Genomic DNA, 16,368 nt, shown 5'->3' with positions numbered 1-16,368 from the left:
AGCGTCCACGGCCCGCCTCTGCCTCGCGCCGCTACGACCTGCCCCTCCGACCGTTCTCCTCGTCGTCCCTCGGGCCCAGGAGTTCGTCGGCCAGGGTGGGGAGGTCGTCCAGCGGGGTTTCCTCGGCCCAGTCGGGGCGGCGGCGGGTGCGGCGGCCCCGGCGTGGGGGTGCGTCCTCGGCGGGGACCTGCGGGAGTTCGCGGGTGCGGTCCTCGCGGCCGTCGGGGCGCGGTTCCGTGCGTTCGCCGCGATCGCTTTCGCCGCGCCCGTCGCGCCCGTCGTCCTCGTCGCGGAAGTAGCCCGGCGGGACGCGGTCCGCCGGGTCCTCGCCCCGGTCGTCCGCCTCGTCGCCGTAGTCACCCTCGTCGCCGTCGTCCCGTACCGGCGGCAGTACCGCCGTCTCGTCCGCCGCGCCCGGGGTGACCGCCGGGAGCACCGTCGTCTCGTCGTCCGCCGGTGTCTCCGGGCCCGTCGGACGGGGGAGCTGTGTGGTCGTCTCGGCGTCGGGGCCGTCCGGGGTCACCGGGGGCAGGACCGCCGTCTCGTCCACGGGGCCGCCCGTGGCGTTGGTCGGGGTGACCATCGGCGTCGGTACGGTCTCCGCCGCGGCCGCCGGACCCGCCGCGGCGCGCTCCTCCTCCGCGGCCCGCGCGTTGCGCGCCGCGGTCTCGGCCGCGGCGGCCGCTGCCGCCGCCTCCGCCGCCCGGCGGGCCTCCTCCGCCCGCAGCAGCGCGGCCTCGGCCTTGCGCTGCTTCTCCAGGCGCCGTTCCTCGGCCTCGGCGCGCAGCCGCGCCTCCTCCTCGGCCTGCCGGCGCAGCCGGTCCTGCTCCGCCTTGCGGCGGGCCTCCTCCTCGGCGCGCGCCTTCTCCTCCGCGAGCAGCCGGGCCTGCTCCTCCTCGGCCCTGCGGCGCGCCTCCTCCGCCCGCTGCCGGGCCTCCTCGGCCTGCCGCTCGGCCTCGCGCCGCTGAGCCTCCTCCAGCTCACGGCGCTTGCGCTCCTCCTCCTCGGCACGGAGCCTGGCGAGCTCCTCCTGGCGCTCGCGCTCCTTGCGCTCCTCCTCGGCCTTGCGCCGCGCCTCTTCCTCCGCCTTGCGCCGGGCCTCCTCCTCGGCCTTGCGGCGCGCCTCCTCCTGGGCCTTCACCTCGGCCTCGGACAGCGGCAGCATCCGGTCGAGCCGGTGCCGTACGGCCGTCGTAACTGCCTCGGGCTCCTGGCCGCCGTCGACGACCAGATAGCGACCGGGGTCGGCGGCGGCCAGCGTGAGGAAACCGGCCCGCACGCGCGCGTGGAACTCGGCGGGCTCGGACTCCAGCCGGTCGGGCGCCTCGGTGAACCGCTCGCGGGCGGCCTGCGGGTCGAGGTCGAGCAGCACCGTCAGGTGCGGTACGAGGCCGTTGGTCGCCCAGCGCGAGATGCGGGCGATCTCCGTCGGGGACAGGTCGCGGCCCGCCCCCTGGTAGGCGACGGAGGAGTCGATGTACCGGTCGGAGATGACGACCGCGCCGCGTTCCAGGGCGGGCCGTACGACGGTGTCCACGTGCTCCGCGCGGTCTGCGGCGTAGAGCAGCGCCTCGGCGCGGTGCGAGAGTCCGGCGCTGGAGACGTCCAGCAGGATCGAGCGCAGCCGCTTGCCGACCGGGGTCGCGCCCGGCTCATGGGTGAGGACCACCTCGTGGCCCTTGGCGCGGATCCACTCGGCGAGCGCCTCCGCCTGCGTCGACTTCCCGGCGCCGTCGCCGCCCTCCAGGACGAGGAAGAAACCGTTCGTCGCGGGACTCTGCACCGGGTCGTCCCCGCCGCGCAGCGCGTCCCGCAGGTCGAGCCGCAGGGGGACGCCGGAGCGGTCGTCGACCTTGGCGAGCACCAGGGCGGCGACCGGCAGCAGCAGCGCGCCCACCAGCATCAGGGTGAAGGCGGCGCCGCCGTGCGCGAAGACGAACTTGCCGTTGACCAGCCGGTGCGGTCCGATACCGGCCGCCACCAGCGGGCCAAGCAGCGCACCGAGCGTGACGAACACCCGTACGACCGCGTGCAGGTGTTCGGTCGTACGGGACCGGCGCTGGTCCTCGGTCTCCTGGTCGAGCAGGGTGTGCCCGGTATTGGCGGCGACGCCGGCGCCGATGCCGGCCAGGGCGACGAGCAGCAGCACGGTGGTGTCGTCCGGGACGAGCCCGGCGGCCAGCAGTGCCAGCCCGGTGAAGGCGATCGCCAGCGCGAGGAGCCGGCGCCTGGACAGCGCGGGCAGCAGCCCGGGCGCCGTACGGATGCCGACGACCACGCCGCCGGTGACGGCGAGCACCAGCAGCCCGTACAGCACGGGGCCGCCGCCGAGGTCCCTGGCGTGCAGCACGCTCACGGCGACGGCGGCCGCTATGGCGCCCGCGACCGAGGCGCAGGCCAGCACGAGCAGCGGCAGCACACCGGTGCGGCCCTTGTCGGGCACGACGCCTTTGTCCGGACCGCCGCCCGCCCTCGGGCGGCGCAGCCCCTCAAGCGGCGACCGCGCGCGCGGGGTGCGGGTGCCGGGCAGTTCCAGGGCCGTCAGCACGGAGAGGGCGGCGGCGAACAGGCCCGCGGTGACGTACGACGCCAGCGCGGCCTGGTGCTGGGCGAACCATTCGATCCCGGCGCCCAGCAGGTTGTTGACCAGCCCGGCGAGGACCAGCGTGGCCGCCGCCACCGGCACCGACACGAAGCCCGTGCGCAGCGACAGCCGGCGCAGCGCGTCCATGTGGTCGGGCAGCGGGCGCACGGAGGCGCCCTCCGGCGGGGGCGGCGGCAGCAGGGCGGGCGCCGCGCTCTCCTTGCACACCGTCCACAACCGCTCGGCGACGCCGCCGACGAAGGCGGTCACCAGGAGCAGCAGCAGCGCGTTGTCCGGGGTCCAGTCGATCCACAGCGGGGCGACGATCATCAGCGCGGCCCGCAGTCCGTCCGCGCCGACCATGGCCCAGCGGCGGTCGAGCGGGCCGTCCGGCGCGGTGAGCGTGGCCAGCGGGCCGAGCAGGACGGCGCCGAAGAGGAGCGTCGCCAGGATCCGCGCGCCCAGGACGCACGCGACGGCGAACGCCACCCCGCGGTAGCCGCCGCCGAGGGAGCTGTGCAGGACCGCGGCCTGGAGGGCGAGGACGACCAGGACGAGCAGGCCCAGGGCGTCCCCGACTCCGTCCACGAGCTGTGCGCTCCACAGCCGCCTCAGCTGCGGCCTGCGCAGCAGCGCCCGTACGGCGCGCTCGCGGGAGTCGGCGACCAGGGCGTCGTCCGGGGCCTCGGGGGCCGTGGTGGGGGCCGTTGGCTGCTCGGCTCGCGTCATGCGTTCAGACTATCCGCAGCCACCGACACCCCGAAGCAACCACCCGAACGTACGCACGGCCTTCGCATTTACATACCTTCACATATGCCGAACACCTCGCCGAACACGGGGTTCTGACGAGGTGTCAGGCATACGGCCTACCGTGTCGGGACGCTCCGGCCCGGGCGTGGCGCCGGGGCCGGACGCGACCGGAACCCGTCACCGGGCCGGGCACTGCCAGAACGTGAGGCCGGGCCCGACCCGGCCGGGACGCGACACCGGGCCGGACACGCCCGGGACGCGACACCGGGCCGGACACGCCCGGGACGCGGCGCCCGGCCCCTGCCCCGGCGGCCCGTGGCCTCCGGCCCTGGCCCTGGCCCTGGCCCTGGCCCCTGCCGCGCTACTCCGCCGGCGCGGTCTTCTTCGCGGCCGTCTTCTTGGCCGCCGCCGCCGCCGTCGCCGTCGTCGTCTTCTTCGCCGCGGTCTTCTTCGCCGTCGTCGTCTTCTTGGCGGCCGTCTTCTTCGCGGTGGCCGCCTTCTTGGCGGGTGCCTTCTTGGCAGGCGCCTTCTTGGCGGTCTTCTTGGCCGGCCCCTTCGCCCGCTTCTCCGCCAGCAGCTCGAACCCGCGTTCGGGGGTGATCTCCTCGACGCTGTCGCCGGAGCGCAGCGTCGCGTTGGTCTCCCCGTCGGTGACGTACGGCCCGAAGCGGCCGTCCTTGACCACGACCGGCTTCTCGCTGACCGGGTCGGTGCCCAGCTCCTTCAGCGGCGGCTTGGCCGCGGCCCGGCCCCGCTGCTTGGGCTGGGCGTAGATCGCCAGCGCCTCTTCCAGCGTGATCGTGAAGAGCTGCTCCTCGGCCTGCAAGGAGCGCGAGTCGGTGCCCTTCTTCAGATACGGGCCGTAGCGGCCGTTCTGCGCGGTGATCTCCTGGCCCTCGGCGTCGGTACCGACGACCCGGGGCAGCGACATCAGCTTCAGGGCGTCGTCCAGCGTGACCGTGTCCAGGGACATCGACTTGAACAGCGAGGCCGTGCGCGGCTTGACGGCGTTCTTGCCGGTCTTCGGGGTGCCCTCGGGGAGCACCTCGGTGACGTACGGGCCGTAACGGCCGGCCTTGGCCACGATCGGGCGGCCGGTCGACGGGTCGGTGCCCAGCTCGAAGTCGCCGCTCGGCTTGGCGAGCAGCTCCTCCGCGTACTCCACGCTCAGCTCGTCGGGCGCGAGGTCGTCGGGGACGTCCGCGTGCTGGTACCCCTCGGACTCCTTCTCGCCGCGCTCGACGTACGGCCCGTAGCGGCCGACCCGCAGCACGATGCCGTCGCCGATGGGGAACGACGACACCTCGCGCGCGTCGATCGCGCCCAGGTCGGTCACCAGTTCCTTGAGGCCGCCGAGGTGGTCACCGTCGCCGTTGCCCGCCTCCGCGGCGCTGCCGGTGCCGTCCTCGCCCTCGCCGAAGTAGAACCGCCGCAGCCACGGCACGGCCCGTGCCTCACCGCGTGCGATGCGGTCGAGGTCGTCCTCCATGCGGGCGGTGAAGTCGTAGTCGACGAGCCGCCCGAAGTGCTTCTCCAGGAGGTTGACGACGGCGAAGGACAAGAAGGACGGCACCAGGGCCGTGCCCTTCTTGAAGACATAGCCGCGGTCGAGGATGGTCCCGATGATCGACGCGTACGTCGACGGGCGGCCGATCTCGCGCTCTTCGAGCTCCTTGACCAGGCTCGCCTCGGTGTAGCGGGCCGGGGGCTTGGTGGCGTGCCCGTCGACCGAGATCTCCTCGACGCCCAGCGCGTCGCCCTCGGCGACCTGCGGCAGCCGGCGCTCGCGGTCGTCGAGCTCGGCGTTCGGGTCGTCGGCGCCCTCGACGTACGCCTTGAGGAAGCCGTGGAACGTGATCGTCTTGCCGGAGGCGGTGAACTCGGCGTCCCGGCCGTCGGCGGCCGTGCCGCCGATCCGCACGGTGACGCTGTTGCCGATCGCGTCCTTCATCTGGGAAGCGACGGTCCGCTTCCAGATCAGCTCGTAGAGCCGGAACTGGTCGCCGCTCAGGCCCGTCTCGGCGGGCGTGCGGAAGCGGTCGCCCGACGGGCGGATCGCCTCGTGCGCCTCCTGGGCGTTCTTGACCTTGCCGGCGTACGTACGGGGGCGCTCCGGGAGGTAGTCGGCCCCGTAGAGCTGGGTGACCTGGGCGCGGGCGGCGGACACGGCGGTGTCCGACAGCGTCGTGGAGTCCGTACGCATGTACGTGATGTAGCCGTTCTCGTACAGCTTCTGCGCGATCTGCATGGTGGCCTTCGCGCCGAAGCCGAGCTTGCGGCTCGCCTCCTGTTGCAGCGTCGTCGTACGGAACGGGGCGTACGGCGAACGGCGGTAGGGCTTGGACTCGACGGAGCGGACGGCGAAGCGCGTCTGCTCCAGGGCGGCGGCCAGGGCGCGGGCGTTCGCCTCGTCCAGGTGCAGGACCTGCGCGTTCTTGAGCTGTCCCAGCGAGTCGAAGTCACGGCCCTGCGCGACCCGGCGTCCGTCGACGCTCGCCAGGCGGGCGACGAGCGAGGACGGGTCCGACGGGTCACCGGCGCGGCCCGTCGCGAAGGTGCCCGTCAGGTCCCAGTACTCGGCGGAACGAAAAGCGATCCGCTCGCGTTCCCGCTCCACGACGAGCCGGGTGGCGACGGACTGGACGCGGCCCGCCGACAGCCGCGGCATGACCTTCTTCCACAGCACGGGCGAGACCTCGTAACCGTACAGACGGTCGAGGATGCGGCGGGTCTCCTGGGCGTCGACCAGCTTCTGGTTGAGCTCGCGCGGGCTGCGTACGGCCTGCTGGATCGCGTCCTTGGTGATCTCGTGGAAGACCATCCGGTGGACCGGGATCTTCGGCTTCAGCACTTCCTGGAGGTGCCACGCGATGGCCTCGCCCTCGCGGTCCTCATCCGTGGCGAGGAAGAGTTCGTCGGACTCGCGCAGCAGCTCCTTGAGCTTCTTGACCTGCTGCTTCTTGTCCGCGTTGACCACGTAGACGGGCTGGAAGTCGTGTTCGACGTCCACACCGAGGCGGCGCACCTCGCCGGTGTACTTCTCCGGCACCTCCGCGGCGCCGTTGGGAAGGTCGCGGATGTGCCCGACGCTCGCCTCGACGATGTAGCCGGGGCCCAGGTAGCCCTTGATCGTCTTCGCCTTGGCAGGCGACTCGACGATGACGAGTCGGCGGCCGCCCTGTGCGGTCTCGCTGGTCGGGGACAACTTCGCTCTTCTCTCCGGTCGGCGCAGTGGGTCTCCATCTCCCGGGCCTGTGCCCAGGGGGTGGGTCGTCATGGTGACGCTGCGGAGTGTGACGGTACATCCCGCCCCCGTGTCAAACGGGAAAAGCCCGCAACGGCCACTCGAACGGTAACCCGACTCGTGCTATTCCTGCCGCCCGGAGTGGGTGACGGCCCCGCGCGGCCGGAACGGAGCGGCCTCCCCCACTTGTCCGGGGCCCCCGGTCCGGAGCCTTCCGGCGCCGGTACGAGGGGGCCTGCCGGTGGGGTGCGCGGTGATGCGTACGGTGGCGTAGGCGGTGGTACGTACGGCGGCGTACGCGGTGCGGTGTGCGACGGAGGGCGCGGCCGTCGGAGCGCGCCTCGCCGTGGGGGCGTGCGCCGGTCCGCTCACAGGCGCGTGAAGCAGTAGGCCGCCGCCACGAGCGCGGCGGCCGAGGCGAGGGCCGCGACGGTCGCGGATGCGACGGGACTCACACCGTCGGCCACCGGTTCGCGGTGCCGCCACCGGACGGCGGTCCAGGTCAGCAGCGCGCCGCCGAACAGGGCGAACACCGTCCCCGCGAAGATCGCCGGTCCGCTCTCCATGCCCCGCTCCCCTCCCGTCCCGGCTGCCGCGACCGGGGCGTGTCCGCCGGGCCGCCCGGCCCGGCGAGGGGAGGCTGACACGCGGGGGAGACGGCGGACCGGCGGCCGGGCGAACCCGGGGTGAACGGGGGCGGACGCGAGTGGGTGGGTGCCGGGGCGGGGCAGCACAGCAACAGGTGACCCGGGGGCTCCGGGGCCGCCGCAGGTGGGCAGGGGCCGGAGGCGGGGCCGTCAGCCCGCCGGGCCGTCAGCCCACCGGTTCGAGGAAGCCCTGTTCCACCAGGAGCCGGATCTGCGCGGGCGTGCGGTCGCGCAGGGCGACCGGGTCCTCGCCGACGAGCTGGGCGATGGCGTCCAGAATGCGCCCCGCGCTCAGCGAGCCGTCGCACACCCCGGCGAAGCCCGCGCCGACCGTGTCCACCGTGGTGGCCCGGCGCATGCCGCGGTACTGGCGCAGCACCACGTGCTCGGGGTCCTCCGCGCCGGGCAGCCCGACCTGCTCCTGCACCACCTCGGAGGCCAGCCGGAAGTGCCCGGCGAGCAGCGCCGCGTCGTCGTGCGCCCGGAGGAAGTCGATCCGGTCGAAATGCGCCCGCACGACGTCACCGAGCGGCTGTTCGACGGAATGCGGCCACTCCTCGACGGTCACCGAGGGTTCCGTCGCGTCCGTCCGGCGCAGGGTGATCCAGCCGAAGCCGACGGCCTTCACCTTGCGCGCCTCGAACGCGTCCAGCCACGCGTCGTAGCGCGCCTGGTACCGGGCCGTGTCGTCGCGATGGTCGCCGGCGTCCCGCAGCCACAGTTCGGCGTACTGGGTGACGTCCTGCACCTCGCGCTGCACGATCCACGCGTCGCAGCCGCGCGGCACCCATGAGCGCAGCCGCTCCTGCCAGTCCTCCCCCTCCACGTGCTGCCAGTTGGCCAGGAACTGGGCGAACCCGCCCGGGTTGAGCCGGTCCCCCGCCTGCTGAACGAGCGAGCGGCACAGATCGTCCCCGGCCATTCCGCCGTCGCGGTAGGTGAGCCGTGCGTCGGGCGAGATCACGAACGGCGGGTTCGACACGATCAGGTCGTACGTCTCCCCCTCCGCGACCGGCTCGAACAGGGAACCCTCGCGCAGGTCGGCGGCGGGCGCCCCGGAGAGGGCGAGGGTGAGCGCCGTGATGTGCAGCGCACGCGGGTTGACGTCGGTCGCGGTCACCCGCGTGGCGTGCCGGGAGGCGTGCAGCGCCTGGATGCCGGAGCCGGTGCCGAGGTCGAGGGCGGAATCCACGGGCGTACGGACGGTGAGCCCGGCCAGTGTCGTCGAGGCGCCGCCGACGCCGAGCACCACGGACTCCTGGCGGCTGCCGATGCCGCCCGCGCCGCCGACCGCGCAGCCCAGGTCGGAGACGATGAACCAGTCCTCGCCGTCGGCCCCGCCGTACGGCCGTACGTCGACGGTGGCGGCGACCTCGTCGTCCGCCCGGGTCAGCCAGCCGGCCTCCAGGCAGGCGTCGGCGGGCAGGATGCCGGCCACGCGCGCGTGGGGCACGGGCTGCTGAAGCAGGAACAGGCGTACGAGCGCCTCCAGCGGGGTGTCGCCCCGGGTGGCCCGCAGCGCCGGAACCACCTCGCTGCGGGCCAGGGCGGCGTAGGCCGGGGCGCCGAGGAGTTCGAGCAGCCCGTCGGCGGTGAAGGAGGCCGAGAGCAGCGCGTCCCGCAGCGCGGCGGTGACGTCGGGGCGGTCGGCGGAGGGCAAAGGGGCCAGGGGGGCCGGGCTGGAGGTGCTCACGCCCCCATTGTGGCCCGCACGCCCGCCCTCTCGCCCTTCACCGACGGCACGTCGCCGCCCTCGCGTCTCCGGCCGACGCCACGTCGCCCGTTCCCGCGCGCCTCCCGCCGACGCCACGTTCGCCCGTCCGCGCGCCCTTCGCCGGCACCTGGTCAGTCCACGGCCGCGGCACCGTGAGTGCTACGCCGCCGAGGCCGTCGCCGTGGCCGACGCGGACTTGCAGCTCTCCTGCTTGGCCATCGCCTTGCCGACGTCGCCCTCCTCGAGGTCCTTCAGTGCGTCGCTGCCGCTCTTGCTCAGCTTCTCCAGCTGGGTCGCCACGTCCTTGAGACCGTCGGCGAACTTGGCCTGGTCCTTGGTGTCGAGGTCCGCGGTCTGCTTCTTGAGGTCGGCGTAGGCGGAGGAGAGGTTGTTGAGCTCCTTGACCGCGTTGGTCTTCTTGGTGTCGCCCTTGTCGACGTTGGGCGGCGCGCCCGCCTTCTGCACGGCCTGTGCCATCGCCTTGTAGGCGTCGGAGATGTCCTGGAAGGCCTGGGAGTCCGTCTTCTGGACGTCGGCCGGCGTGCTGTTGTCCGACGTCTGCTTCTGGATCGCGGTGTTGGCGGCCTCGATCTTCTTGGCCTGCGGCTGGACGCCGTCGCACACCTTCTCGGCCCAGGCGTCCAGTTCCTTGCTGCTGTCGTCGCCGGCGCTGCAACCCGTGAGCGCCACTACCAGTACCGCACCGCCGGACAGTGCGGCAGCGAGCTTCTTGTTCACCGGATTGGTCCCTTCCATGGCTTCCGGCCCCGGAACATACACGCCGGACGGAATGCGACCGGACGCCGGACCGCCGTTATGTACCCCGGTGAAGCCATTTGCACCAGGGCGCCCGCGCGGAGCGAGAGAAGGCTCACGAACCGGCGCGCGCACACGTGCGACGGGCGGGCGGCACCCCGGCGCGCGCCGTGCACAACGGGCGGACGGCGCGTCAGTGCGCGCCGTGCACAACGGGCGGACGGCACGTCAGTGCGCGCCGTCCGCCCGTCCGTTGGGGCCGCCGCTCGCGGCCGTCCGTGCGTCCCGCCTACGACACCACCGCGGGATCCGCCGTTTCGCTCACCCGTTCTGCGCCCTCGTCCTCGTCCCCGACCGCGATGCCGCGCCGCTTGGAGACGTAGACCGCGACGACGATCACCAGCAGGGAGAGCAGCGCGATGACCACCCGTACGCCGATGTTCTTGTCGTCGCCGTAGGAGAACTTGATGACCGCCGGCGCGATGAGCAGCGCCACCAGGTTCATCACCTTCAGCAGCGGGTTGATGGCCGGACCCGCGGTGTCCTTGAACGGGTCACCGACGGTGTCGCCGATGACCGTCGCGGCGTGCGCCTCGCTGCCCTTGCCGCCGTGGTGGCCGTCCTCGACGAGCTTCTTGGCGTTGTCCCAGGCGCCGCCGGAGTTGGCGAGGAAGACGGCCATCAGCGTGCCGGTGCCGATCGCGCCCGCCAGGTACGCGCCGAGCGCGCCGACGCCGAGCGTGAACCCGATGAAGATGGGCGCCATCACGGCGAGCAGCCCGGGCGTGGCGAGTTCCCGCAGGGCGTCCTTGGTGCAGATGTCGACGACCTTGCCGTACTCCGGCGTCTCCGTGTGGTTCATGATCCCGGGCTTCTCCCGGAACTGCCGCCGCACCTCGTACACCACGGCACCCGCCGACCGCGAGACCGCGTTGATCGCCAGCCCCGAGAAGAGGAAGACGACCGCCGCGCCCGCGATGAGCCCGACGAGGTTGTTGGGCTGCGAGATGTCCATCATCAGGCTCATCGGCGCGCCCTCCCCGGAGAGCTTCTCGCCGACGTCCTGCGCGCCCGTGGTGATCGCGTCGCGGTACGACCCGAACAGCGCGGAGGCGGCGAGGACGGCGGTGGCGATGGCGATGCCCTTGGTGATGGCCTTGGTGGTGTTGCCGACCGCGTCCAGGTTGGTGAGCACCTGGGCGCCCGCGCCCTCGACGTCGCCGGACATCTCGGCGATGCCCTGCGCGTTGTCGGAGACCGGGCCGAAGGTGTCCATGGCGACGATCACACCGACCGTGGTGAGCAGGCCGGTGCCGGCCAGCGCCACCGCGAACAGCGCCAGCATGATCGAGGTGCCGCCGAGCAGGAACGCCCCGTAGACGCCGAGCGCGATCAGCAGGCCGGTGTAGACGGCCGACTCCAGGCCGACGGAGATGCCGGCGAGGACGACGGTGGCCGGGCCGGTCAGCGAGGTCTTGCCGATGTCCCGTACGGGGCGCCGGGTGGTTTCGGTGAAGTAGCCGGTCAGCTGCTGGATGAGGGCCGCGAGCACGATGCCGATGGCCACGGCGACGAGCGCGAGGATGCGCGGATCGCCGTTCTTGCCCGCGATCGCGGCGTCGCCGACGCCGTCGAGGTCGGCGTACGTCGCCGGCAGGTAGGCGTAGACGGCCGCGGCCACCAGCGCCAGCGAGATGACCGCGGAGATGAAGAAGCCGCGGTTGATGGCGCTCATGCCGCTGCGGTCGGCGCGGCGCGGCGCGACGGCGAAGATGCCGATCATGGCGGTGAGGACGCCGATCGCGGGCACGATCAGCGGGAAGGCGAGCCCGGCGTCGCCGAAGGCGGCCTTGCCGAGGATCAGCGCGGCGACGAGCGTGACGGCGTACGACTCGAACAGGTCGGCCGCCATGCCCGCGCAGTCGCCGACGTTGTCGCCCACGTTGTCGGCGATGGTCGCGGCGTTGCGGGGGTCGTCCTCCGGGATGCCCTGTTCGACCTTGCCGACCAGGTCGGCGCCGACGTCGGCGGCCTTGGTGAAGATGCCGCCGCCGACCCTCATGAACATGGCGATCAGCGCGGCGCCGAGGCCGAAGCCCTCCAGAACCTTCGGCGCGTCGGCGGCGTAGACGAGCACCACGCAGGAGGCGCCCAGCAGTCCGAGCCCCACCGTGAACATGCCGACGACGCCGCCCGTGCGGAAAGCGATCTTCATGGCTTTGTGCGAGACGGAGGTGAGATCCTTTTCCGGCTCTCCGGCCGCCGGTGTCGCCTCGCGCGCCGCCGCGGCGACCCGCACATTGCTCCGTACGGCGAGCCACATGCCGATATAACCGGTGGCCGCCGAGAACGCCGCGCCGATCAGGAAGAACACCGACCGTCCGGCGCGCTGATTCCAGTCGTCCGCGGGGAGCAGCATGAGCAGGAAGAACACGATCACGGCGAATACGCCGAGCGTGCGCAACTGGCGGGCCAGATAGGCGTTGGCGCCCTCCTGGACCGCCGCCGCGATCTTCTTCATGCTGTCGGTGCCCTCGCCGGCCCGGAGCACCTGGCGGACCAGGACTCCGGCGACCACGAGCGCCGCGAGCGCGACGATCCCGATGACGATGACGATCAGACGATTGTCGTCGGTCAGCACCGCACCGGCGAGGTTGATGGGGTGGTCGAACTGCTGAGGGGTAGAAAGCCCCGCCATTCGTCCTCCTTGACGCTTGGGCTGAGCTCAAGATGTGGACGGATTGTAGGTAGCGGAACCCGATCTAAACAGTGCGCGGTAAACGGAATCGGTCTTGGTTCGCTCATGTTCGTCCATCGGAATGAGATCAAGGACCACCCCGGTGAACCCGAAAGCAGTAACGCCCCAAAACCATTGACCGGATATTTCACCGGATTGCCGCGTGATCGAATGATCGGGCCGGTGGCGGGGCGAGTGATCGGGAATTTGATCGTGAATTCTTTCACGCGCTCGGCGGAGCTGCGGAAACGCCGCCGGAACGCACGAGGAGGGCCCCGCCGGAGCGGGGCCCTCCTCGGAAGGCGGTGAGCGTTTCCCCGGGTCCCGAGGGTCTGGCTGGGCCCGGGGCCGGGCTTCGGGAGTTTGAGCCCGGGGTTTGAGCCCGGGGTGGGGGCCCGGGGTCAGGGAAGCAGCACGGGCGCGGTGGGCGGTGGCGTGGTGGGCCAGGTCATCCTGATCCGCCCGCCGTGCTCCCCCGCGGTCACCTCCACGTCGTCGACGAGCCCGCTGATGACGGCGAGACCCATGTCGTCCTCCTCGCCGTCGGAGTCGGGGTCGTCCGCGCCCGCGGTGCCCGGGATGCGCTCCACGGGTGCCGTGCTGCGCGGGGCCTCGTCGCCGACCTGGATGGAGAACTGCTTCTCCTCCTCGACCAGCACCACGTGCACCGGCGCCTGCACGCCACTGCTTTGATGCAGCCCGACGGCCCGCGAGCAGGCCTCGCCGACGGCGAGCCGGACCTCGTCGAGGACGGCCTCGTCCACTCCGGCCCTGCGCGCCACCGCCGCCGCCACCAGCCTGGCGGTCCTGACGTGCTCGGGCAGCGCGCTGAAGCGGAGCTCAACGGTGGCCATGCATCCCCCTCGGAACTGGGCGTGCTCTCGGGGGGCCGGGCCACCGCGGCCCCGGCCCTCCGCTTCGGTCCGCCGGCCGGGCCCGGGGCCCGGCGACGGGGTCAGTCGGTGGCCGCCACCGCTTCGTCGACCGAGGTGTGGATGGGGAACACCTTGGTGAGACCGGTGATACGGAAGATCTTCAGAATGCGCTCCTGGTTGCACACGAGGCGCAGCGAGCCCTCATGGGCGCGCACCCGCTTCAGGCCACCGACCAGCACGCCGAGCCCGGTGGAGTCGAGGAAGTCCACGCCCTCCATGTCGACGACGAGGTGGAAACTCCCGTCGTTCACCAGCTCGACCAGCTGCTCGCGCAGCTTGGGCGCGGTGTATACGTCGATTTCGCCACCGACCTCGACGACCGTACGATCGCCGACGGTACGGGTCGACAGGGACAGGTCCACGGATCCTCCAGCACCTTGCTATCGAGCGTTCGTCCTTCGGGTCATCTCGGCATGAGAGCCCTGGGACGGTTCGCCAGCCGCGATGGCATTCAATCACTTACCGGCAGGCGTGCACGACGCCTTGGGCCCATTGTCCGTCACGCCGGTGACACACTCGGTGCCGATGGCCAAGAATCACCGATCCGAACGACCCCCGGCGGGCACCGCGGGGCGGACCCCTCCGGGCACCGTCCTGGACCGGCTCGCCGGCGGGCCGAGCCGGGCTGCGCGCGTCACTCATACGGAGCACTTGCCCCCGCGGGCGGGCCGCCATGCCGTCTGGCCTGACCGGATTCGTGCGGAGGTGCTCGCCGCCGTACGCGACTGCGGTATCGAACACCCCTGGGCCCACCAGGCACTGGCCGCCGAACACGCGCTGGACGGCGATTCGGTCGTGGTCGCCACCGGCACCGCGTCCGGCAAGTCGCTGGCCTATCTCGTGCCCGTGCTCTCCCGTCTCCTCGACGGCTCCGAGGCGCCCAACGGCCGGGGCGCCACCGCGCTCTATCTGGCGCCCACCAAGGCCCTCGCGGCCGACCAGTGCCGGTCGGTGAAGGAACTCGCCGGGCCCCTGGGCACGGCCGTCCGGCCCGCCGTGTACGACGGCGACACCGCGCCCGAGGAACGCGAATGGGTACGTCAGTACGCCAACTACGTCCTCACCAACCCCGACATGCTGCACCGCGGGATCCTGCCCTCGCACCCCCGCTGGTCCTCCTTCCTGCGCGCCCTGAAGTACGTGGTCATCGACGAGTGCCACACCTACCGGGGTGTCTTCGGCTCGCACGTCGCCCAGGTGCTGCGGCGGCTGCGCCGGCTGTGCGCCCGCTACGGCTCCTCCCCCGTCTTCCTCCTCGCCTCCGCCACCGCCGCCGACCCCACCGTGGCCGCGGGCCGGCTGACCGGGCTGCCGGTGGTGGAGGTCGCGGACGACGCCTCCCCGCGCGGTGAACTGGTGTTCGCCCTCTGGGAACCCCCGCTCACCGAACTGCACGGCGAGAAGGGCGCCCCCGTCCGCCGCACCGCCACCGCCGAGACCGCCGACCTGCTGACCGACCTCGTCGTGCAGGGCGTGCGCTCGGTCGCGTTCGTACGGTCCCGGCGCGGCGCCGAGCTGATCTCGCTGATCGCCCGGGAACGGCTGGCCGAGATCGAACGCCCGCTCGCCCGGCGTGTCGCCGCCTACCGCGGCGGCTACCTCCCCGAGGAGCGCCGCGCCCTGGAACGCGCCCTGCACTCCGGTGAACTCCTCGGCCTCGCGGCCACCACCGCCCTCGAACTCGGCATCGACGTCTCCGGCCTGGACGCCGTCCTGATCGCCGGCTACCCGGGCACCCGTGCCTCGCTGTGGCAGCAGGCCGGCCGGGCGGGCCGCGCCGGACAGGGCGCCCTCGCGGTGCTGGTCGCCCGCGACGACCCGCTGGACACCTTCCTCGTCCACCACCCCGAGGCCCTGTTCGACCAGCCCGTCGAGTCCACCGTCCTCGACCCCGACAACCCCTACGTCCTCGCCCCGCACCTGTGCGCCGCCGCCGCGGAACTGCCCCTGACCGAGGACGACCTGACGCTCTTCGGTCCCGCCTGCGCGGAGCTGATGCCCCAACTGGAAGCCGCCGGCCTGCTGCGGCGCCGGACCAGGGCCTGGCACTGGACACGCCGGGAGCGCGCCGCCGACCTCGCCGACATCCGCGGCCAGGGCGGACGGCCGGTGCAGGTCGTGGAGGAGGGCACCGGGCGGCTGCTCGGCACGGTCGACGCGGGTGCCGCGCACACCACCGTGCACGAGGGTGCGGTCCACCTCCACCAGGGCCGCACCTACCTGGTGCGCTCGCTCGACCTGGAGGACTCCGTCGCCCTGGTCGAGCAGGCCGAGCCGCCGTACACCACCGTCGCCCGCGACACCACGGCGGTCTCCGTGCTGGAGACGGACGTCGAGATCCCCTGGGGCGAGGGCCGGCTCTGCTACGGCTCCGTCGAGGTGACGAACCAGGTCGTCTCCTATCTGCGCCGCCGTGTCCTCACCGGTGAGGTGCTGGGCGAGACCAAGCTCGACCTCCCTCCGCGTACGCTGCGCACCCGCGCGGTGTGGTGGACGGTCACCGAGGACCAGCTCGACGCGGCCCGGATCAACCCGGAGATCCTCGGCGGCGCCCTGCACGCCGCCGAGCACGCGTCCATCGGTCTGCTCCCGCTCTTCGCCACGTGCGACCGCTGGGACATCGGCGGGGTCTCCCTCCCCCTCCACCCCGACACCCTGCTGCCGACGGTCTTCGTGTACGACGGCCATCCGGGCGGCGCCGGGTTCGCCGAGCGTGCCTTCCACACCGCCCGGGAGTGGCTCACCGCCACCCGCGAGGCCATCGCCTCCTGCGAGTGCGAGGCCGGCTGCCCGTCCTGCATCCAGTCCCCCAAGTGCGGCAACGGCAACGAGCCACTGCACAAGAGGGGGGCCGTACGACTGCTCACGGTGCTGCTGCAAGGGGCGCCGGAGGAGGGCACTGCCAAGGAGCCCGCGGAGGGCGTGGCCGAAGGGGCCGGCGGGCCGGTGCCCTCGGCCGGGTAGGCGCCGGGCGGGCCCGCCCGGGCCCGTACCCGGACCG

General features: G+C 72.8%; 9 protein-coding genes. 1 reads left to right on the top strand and 8 read right to left on the bottom strand.

Features of this window, described 5'->3' with window-relative positions; translation table 11 throughout:
• Positions 1-31: 31 nt before the first annotated feature.
• The 8 genes from tmk to bldG all read right to left on the bottom strand — a co-directional run bounded on the left by tmk (position 32) and on the right by bldG (position 13,729).
• The gene (gene tmk, locus IO29_RS08620; protein ID WP_030378628.1) at positions 32-3,313 is read right to left on the bottom strand and encodes a dTMP kinase; all 3,282 of its coding nucleotides are present in this window, start codon (positions 3,311-3,313) and stop codon (positions 32-34) included.
• Positions 3,314-3,695: 382 nt separating this feature from the next.
• Positions 3,696-6,539 (bottom strand): type I DNA topoisomerase, encoded by a 2,844-nt coding sequence (gene topA, locus IO29_RS08615; RefSeq protein WP_030378629.1) that lies wholly within the window; start codon positions 6,537-6,539, stop codon positions 3,696-3,698.
• A gap of 407 nt (positions 6,540-6,946) precedes the next feature.
• Positions 6,947-7,144, bottom strand: coding sequence for a hypothetical protein (locus IO29_RS08610; protein WP_030378630.1), 198 nt, complete (start codon positions 7,142-7,144; stop codon positions 6,947-6,949).
• A gap of 247 nt (positions 7,145-7,391) precedes the next feature.
• Positions 7,392-8,918 (bottom strand): DUF7059 domain-containing protein, encoded by a 1,527-nt coding sequence (locus IO29_RS08605; RefSeq protein WP_030378631.1) that lies wholly within the window; start codon positions 8,916-8,918, stop codon positions 7,392-7,394.
• A 180-nt stretch (positions 8,919-9,098) separates the two neighbouring features.
• Complete coding sequence (locus tag IO29_RS08600; protein ID WP_030378632.1) at positions 9,099-9,695, bottom strand: hypothetical protein; 597 nt, start codon at positions 9,693-9,695, stop codon at positions 9,099-9,101.
• Positions 9,696-9,984: 289 nt separating this feature from the next.
• Positions 9,985-12,393 (bottom strand): sodium-translocating pyrophosphatase, encoded by a 2,409-nt coding sequence (locus tag IO29_RS08595; RefSeq protein WP_030378633.1) that lies wholly within the window; start codon positions 12,391-12,393, stop codon positions 9,985-9,987.
• Between the two features lie 440 nt (positions 12,394-12,833).
• Positions 12,834-13,286 (bottom strand): ATP-binding protein, encoded by a 453-nt coding sequence (locus IO29_RS08590; RefSeq protein ID WP_030378634.1) that lies wholly within the window; start codon positions 13,284-13,286, stop codon positions 12,834-12,836.
• 101 nt (positions 13,287-13,387) lie between these two features.
• Positions 13,388-13,729 (bottom strand): anti-sigma factor antagonist BldG, encoded by a 342-nt coding sequence (bldG, locus tag IO29_RS08585; RefSeq protein WP_005475923.1) that lies wholly within the window; start codon positions 13,727-13,729, stop codon positions 13,388-13,390.
• Between the two features lie 82 nt (positions 13,730-13,811).
• On the opposite strand from bldG, the gene IO29_RS08580 reads away from it, so the two are divergent.
• Positions 13,812-16,331: a DEAD/DEAH box helicase gene (locus IO29_RS08580; protein ID WP_078618150.1), complete on the top strand. Its 2,520-nt coding sequence runs from the start codon at positions 13,812-13,814 to the stop codon at positions 16,329-16,331.
• The last annotated feature ends 37 nt before the right edge of the window (positions 16,332-16,368 follow it).

Source organism: Streptomyces sp. NRRL F-6676 (genome assembly GCF_000725625.1).
Lineage (GTDB): Bacteria > Actinomycetota > Actinomycetes > Streptomycetales > Streptomycetaceae > Streptomyces.
This window is presented reverse-complemented; position numbering and strand designations above follow the sequence as displayed.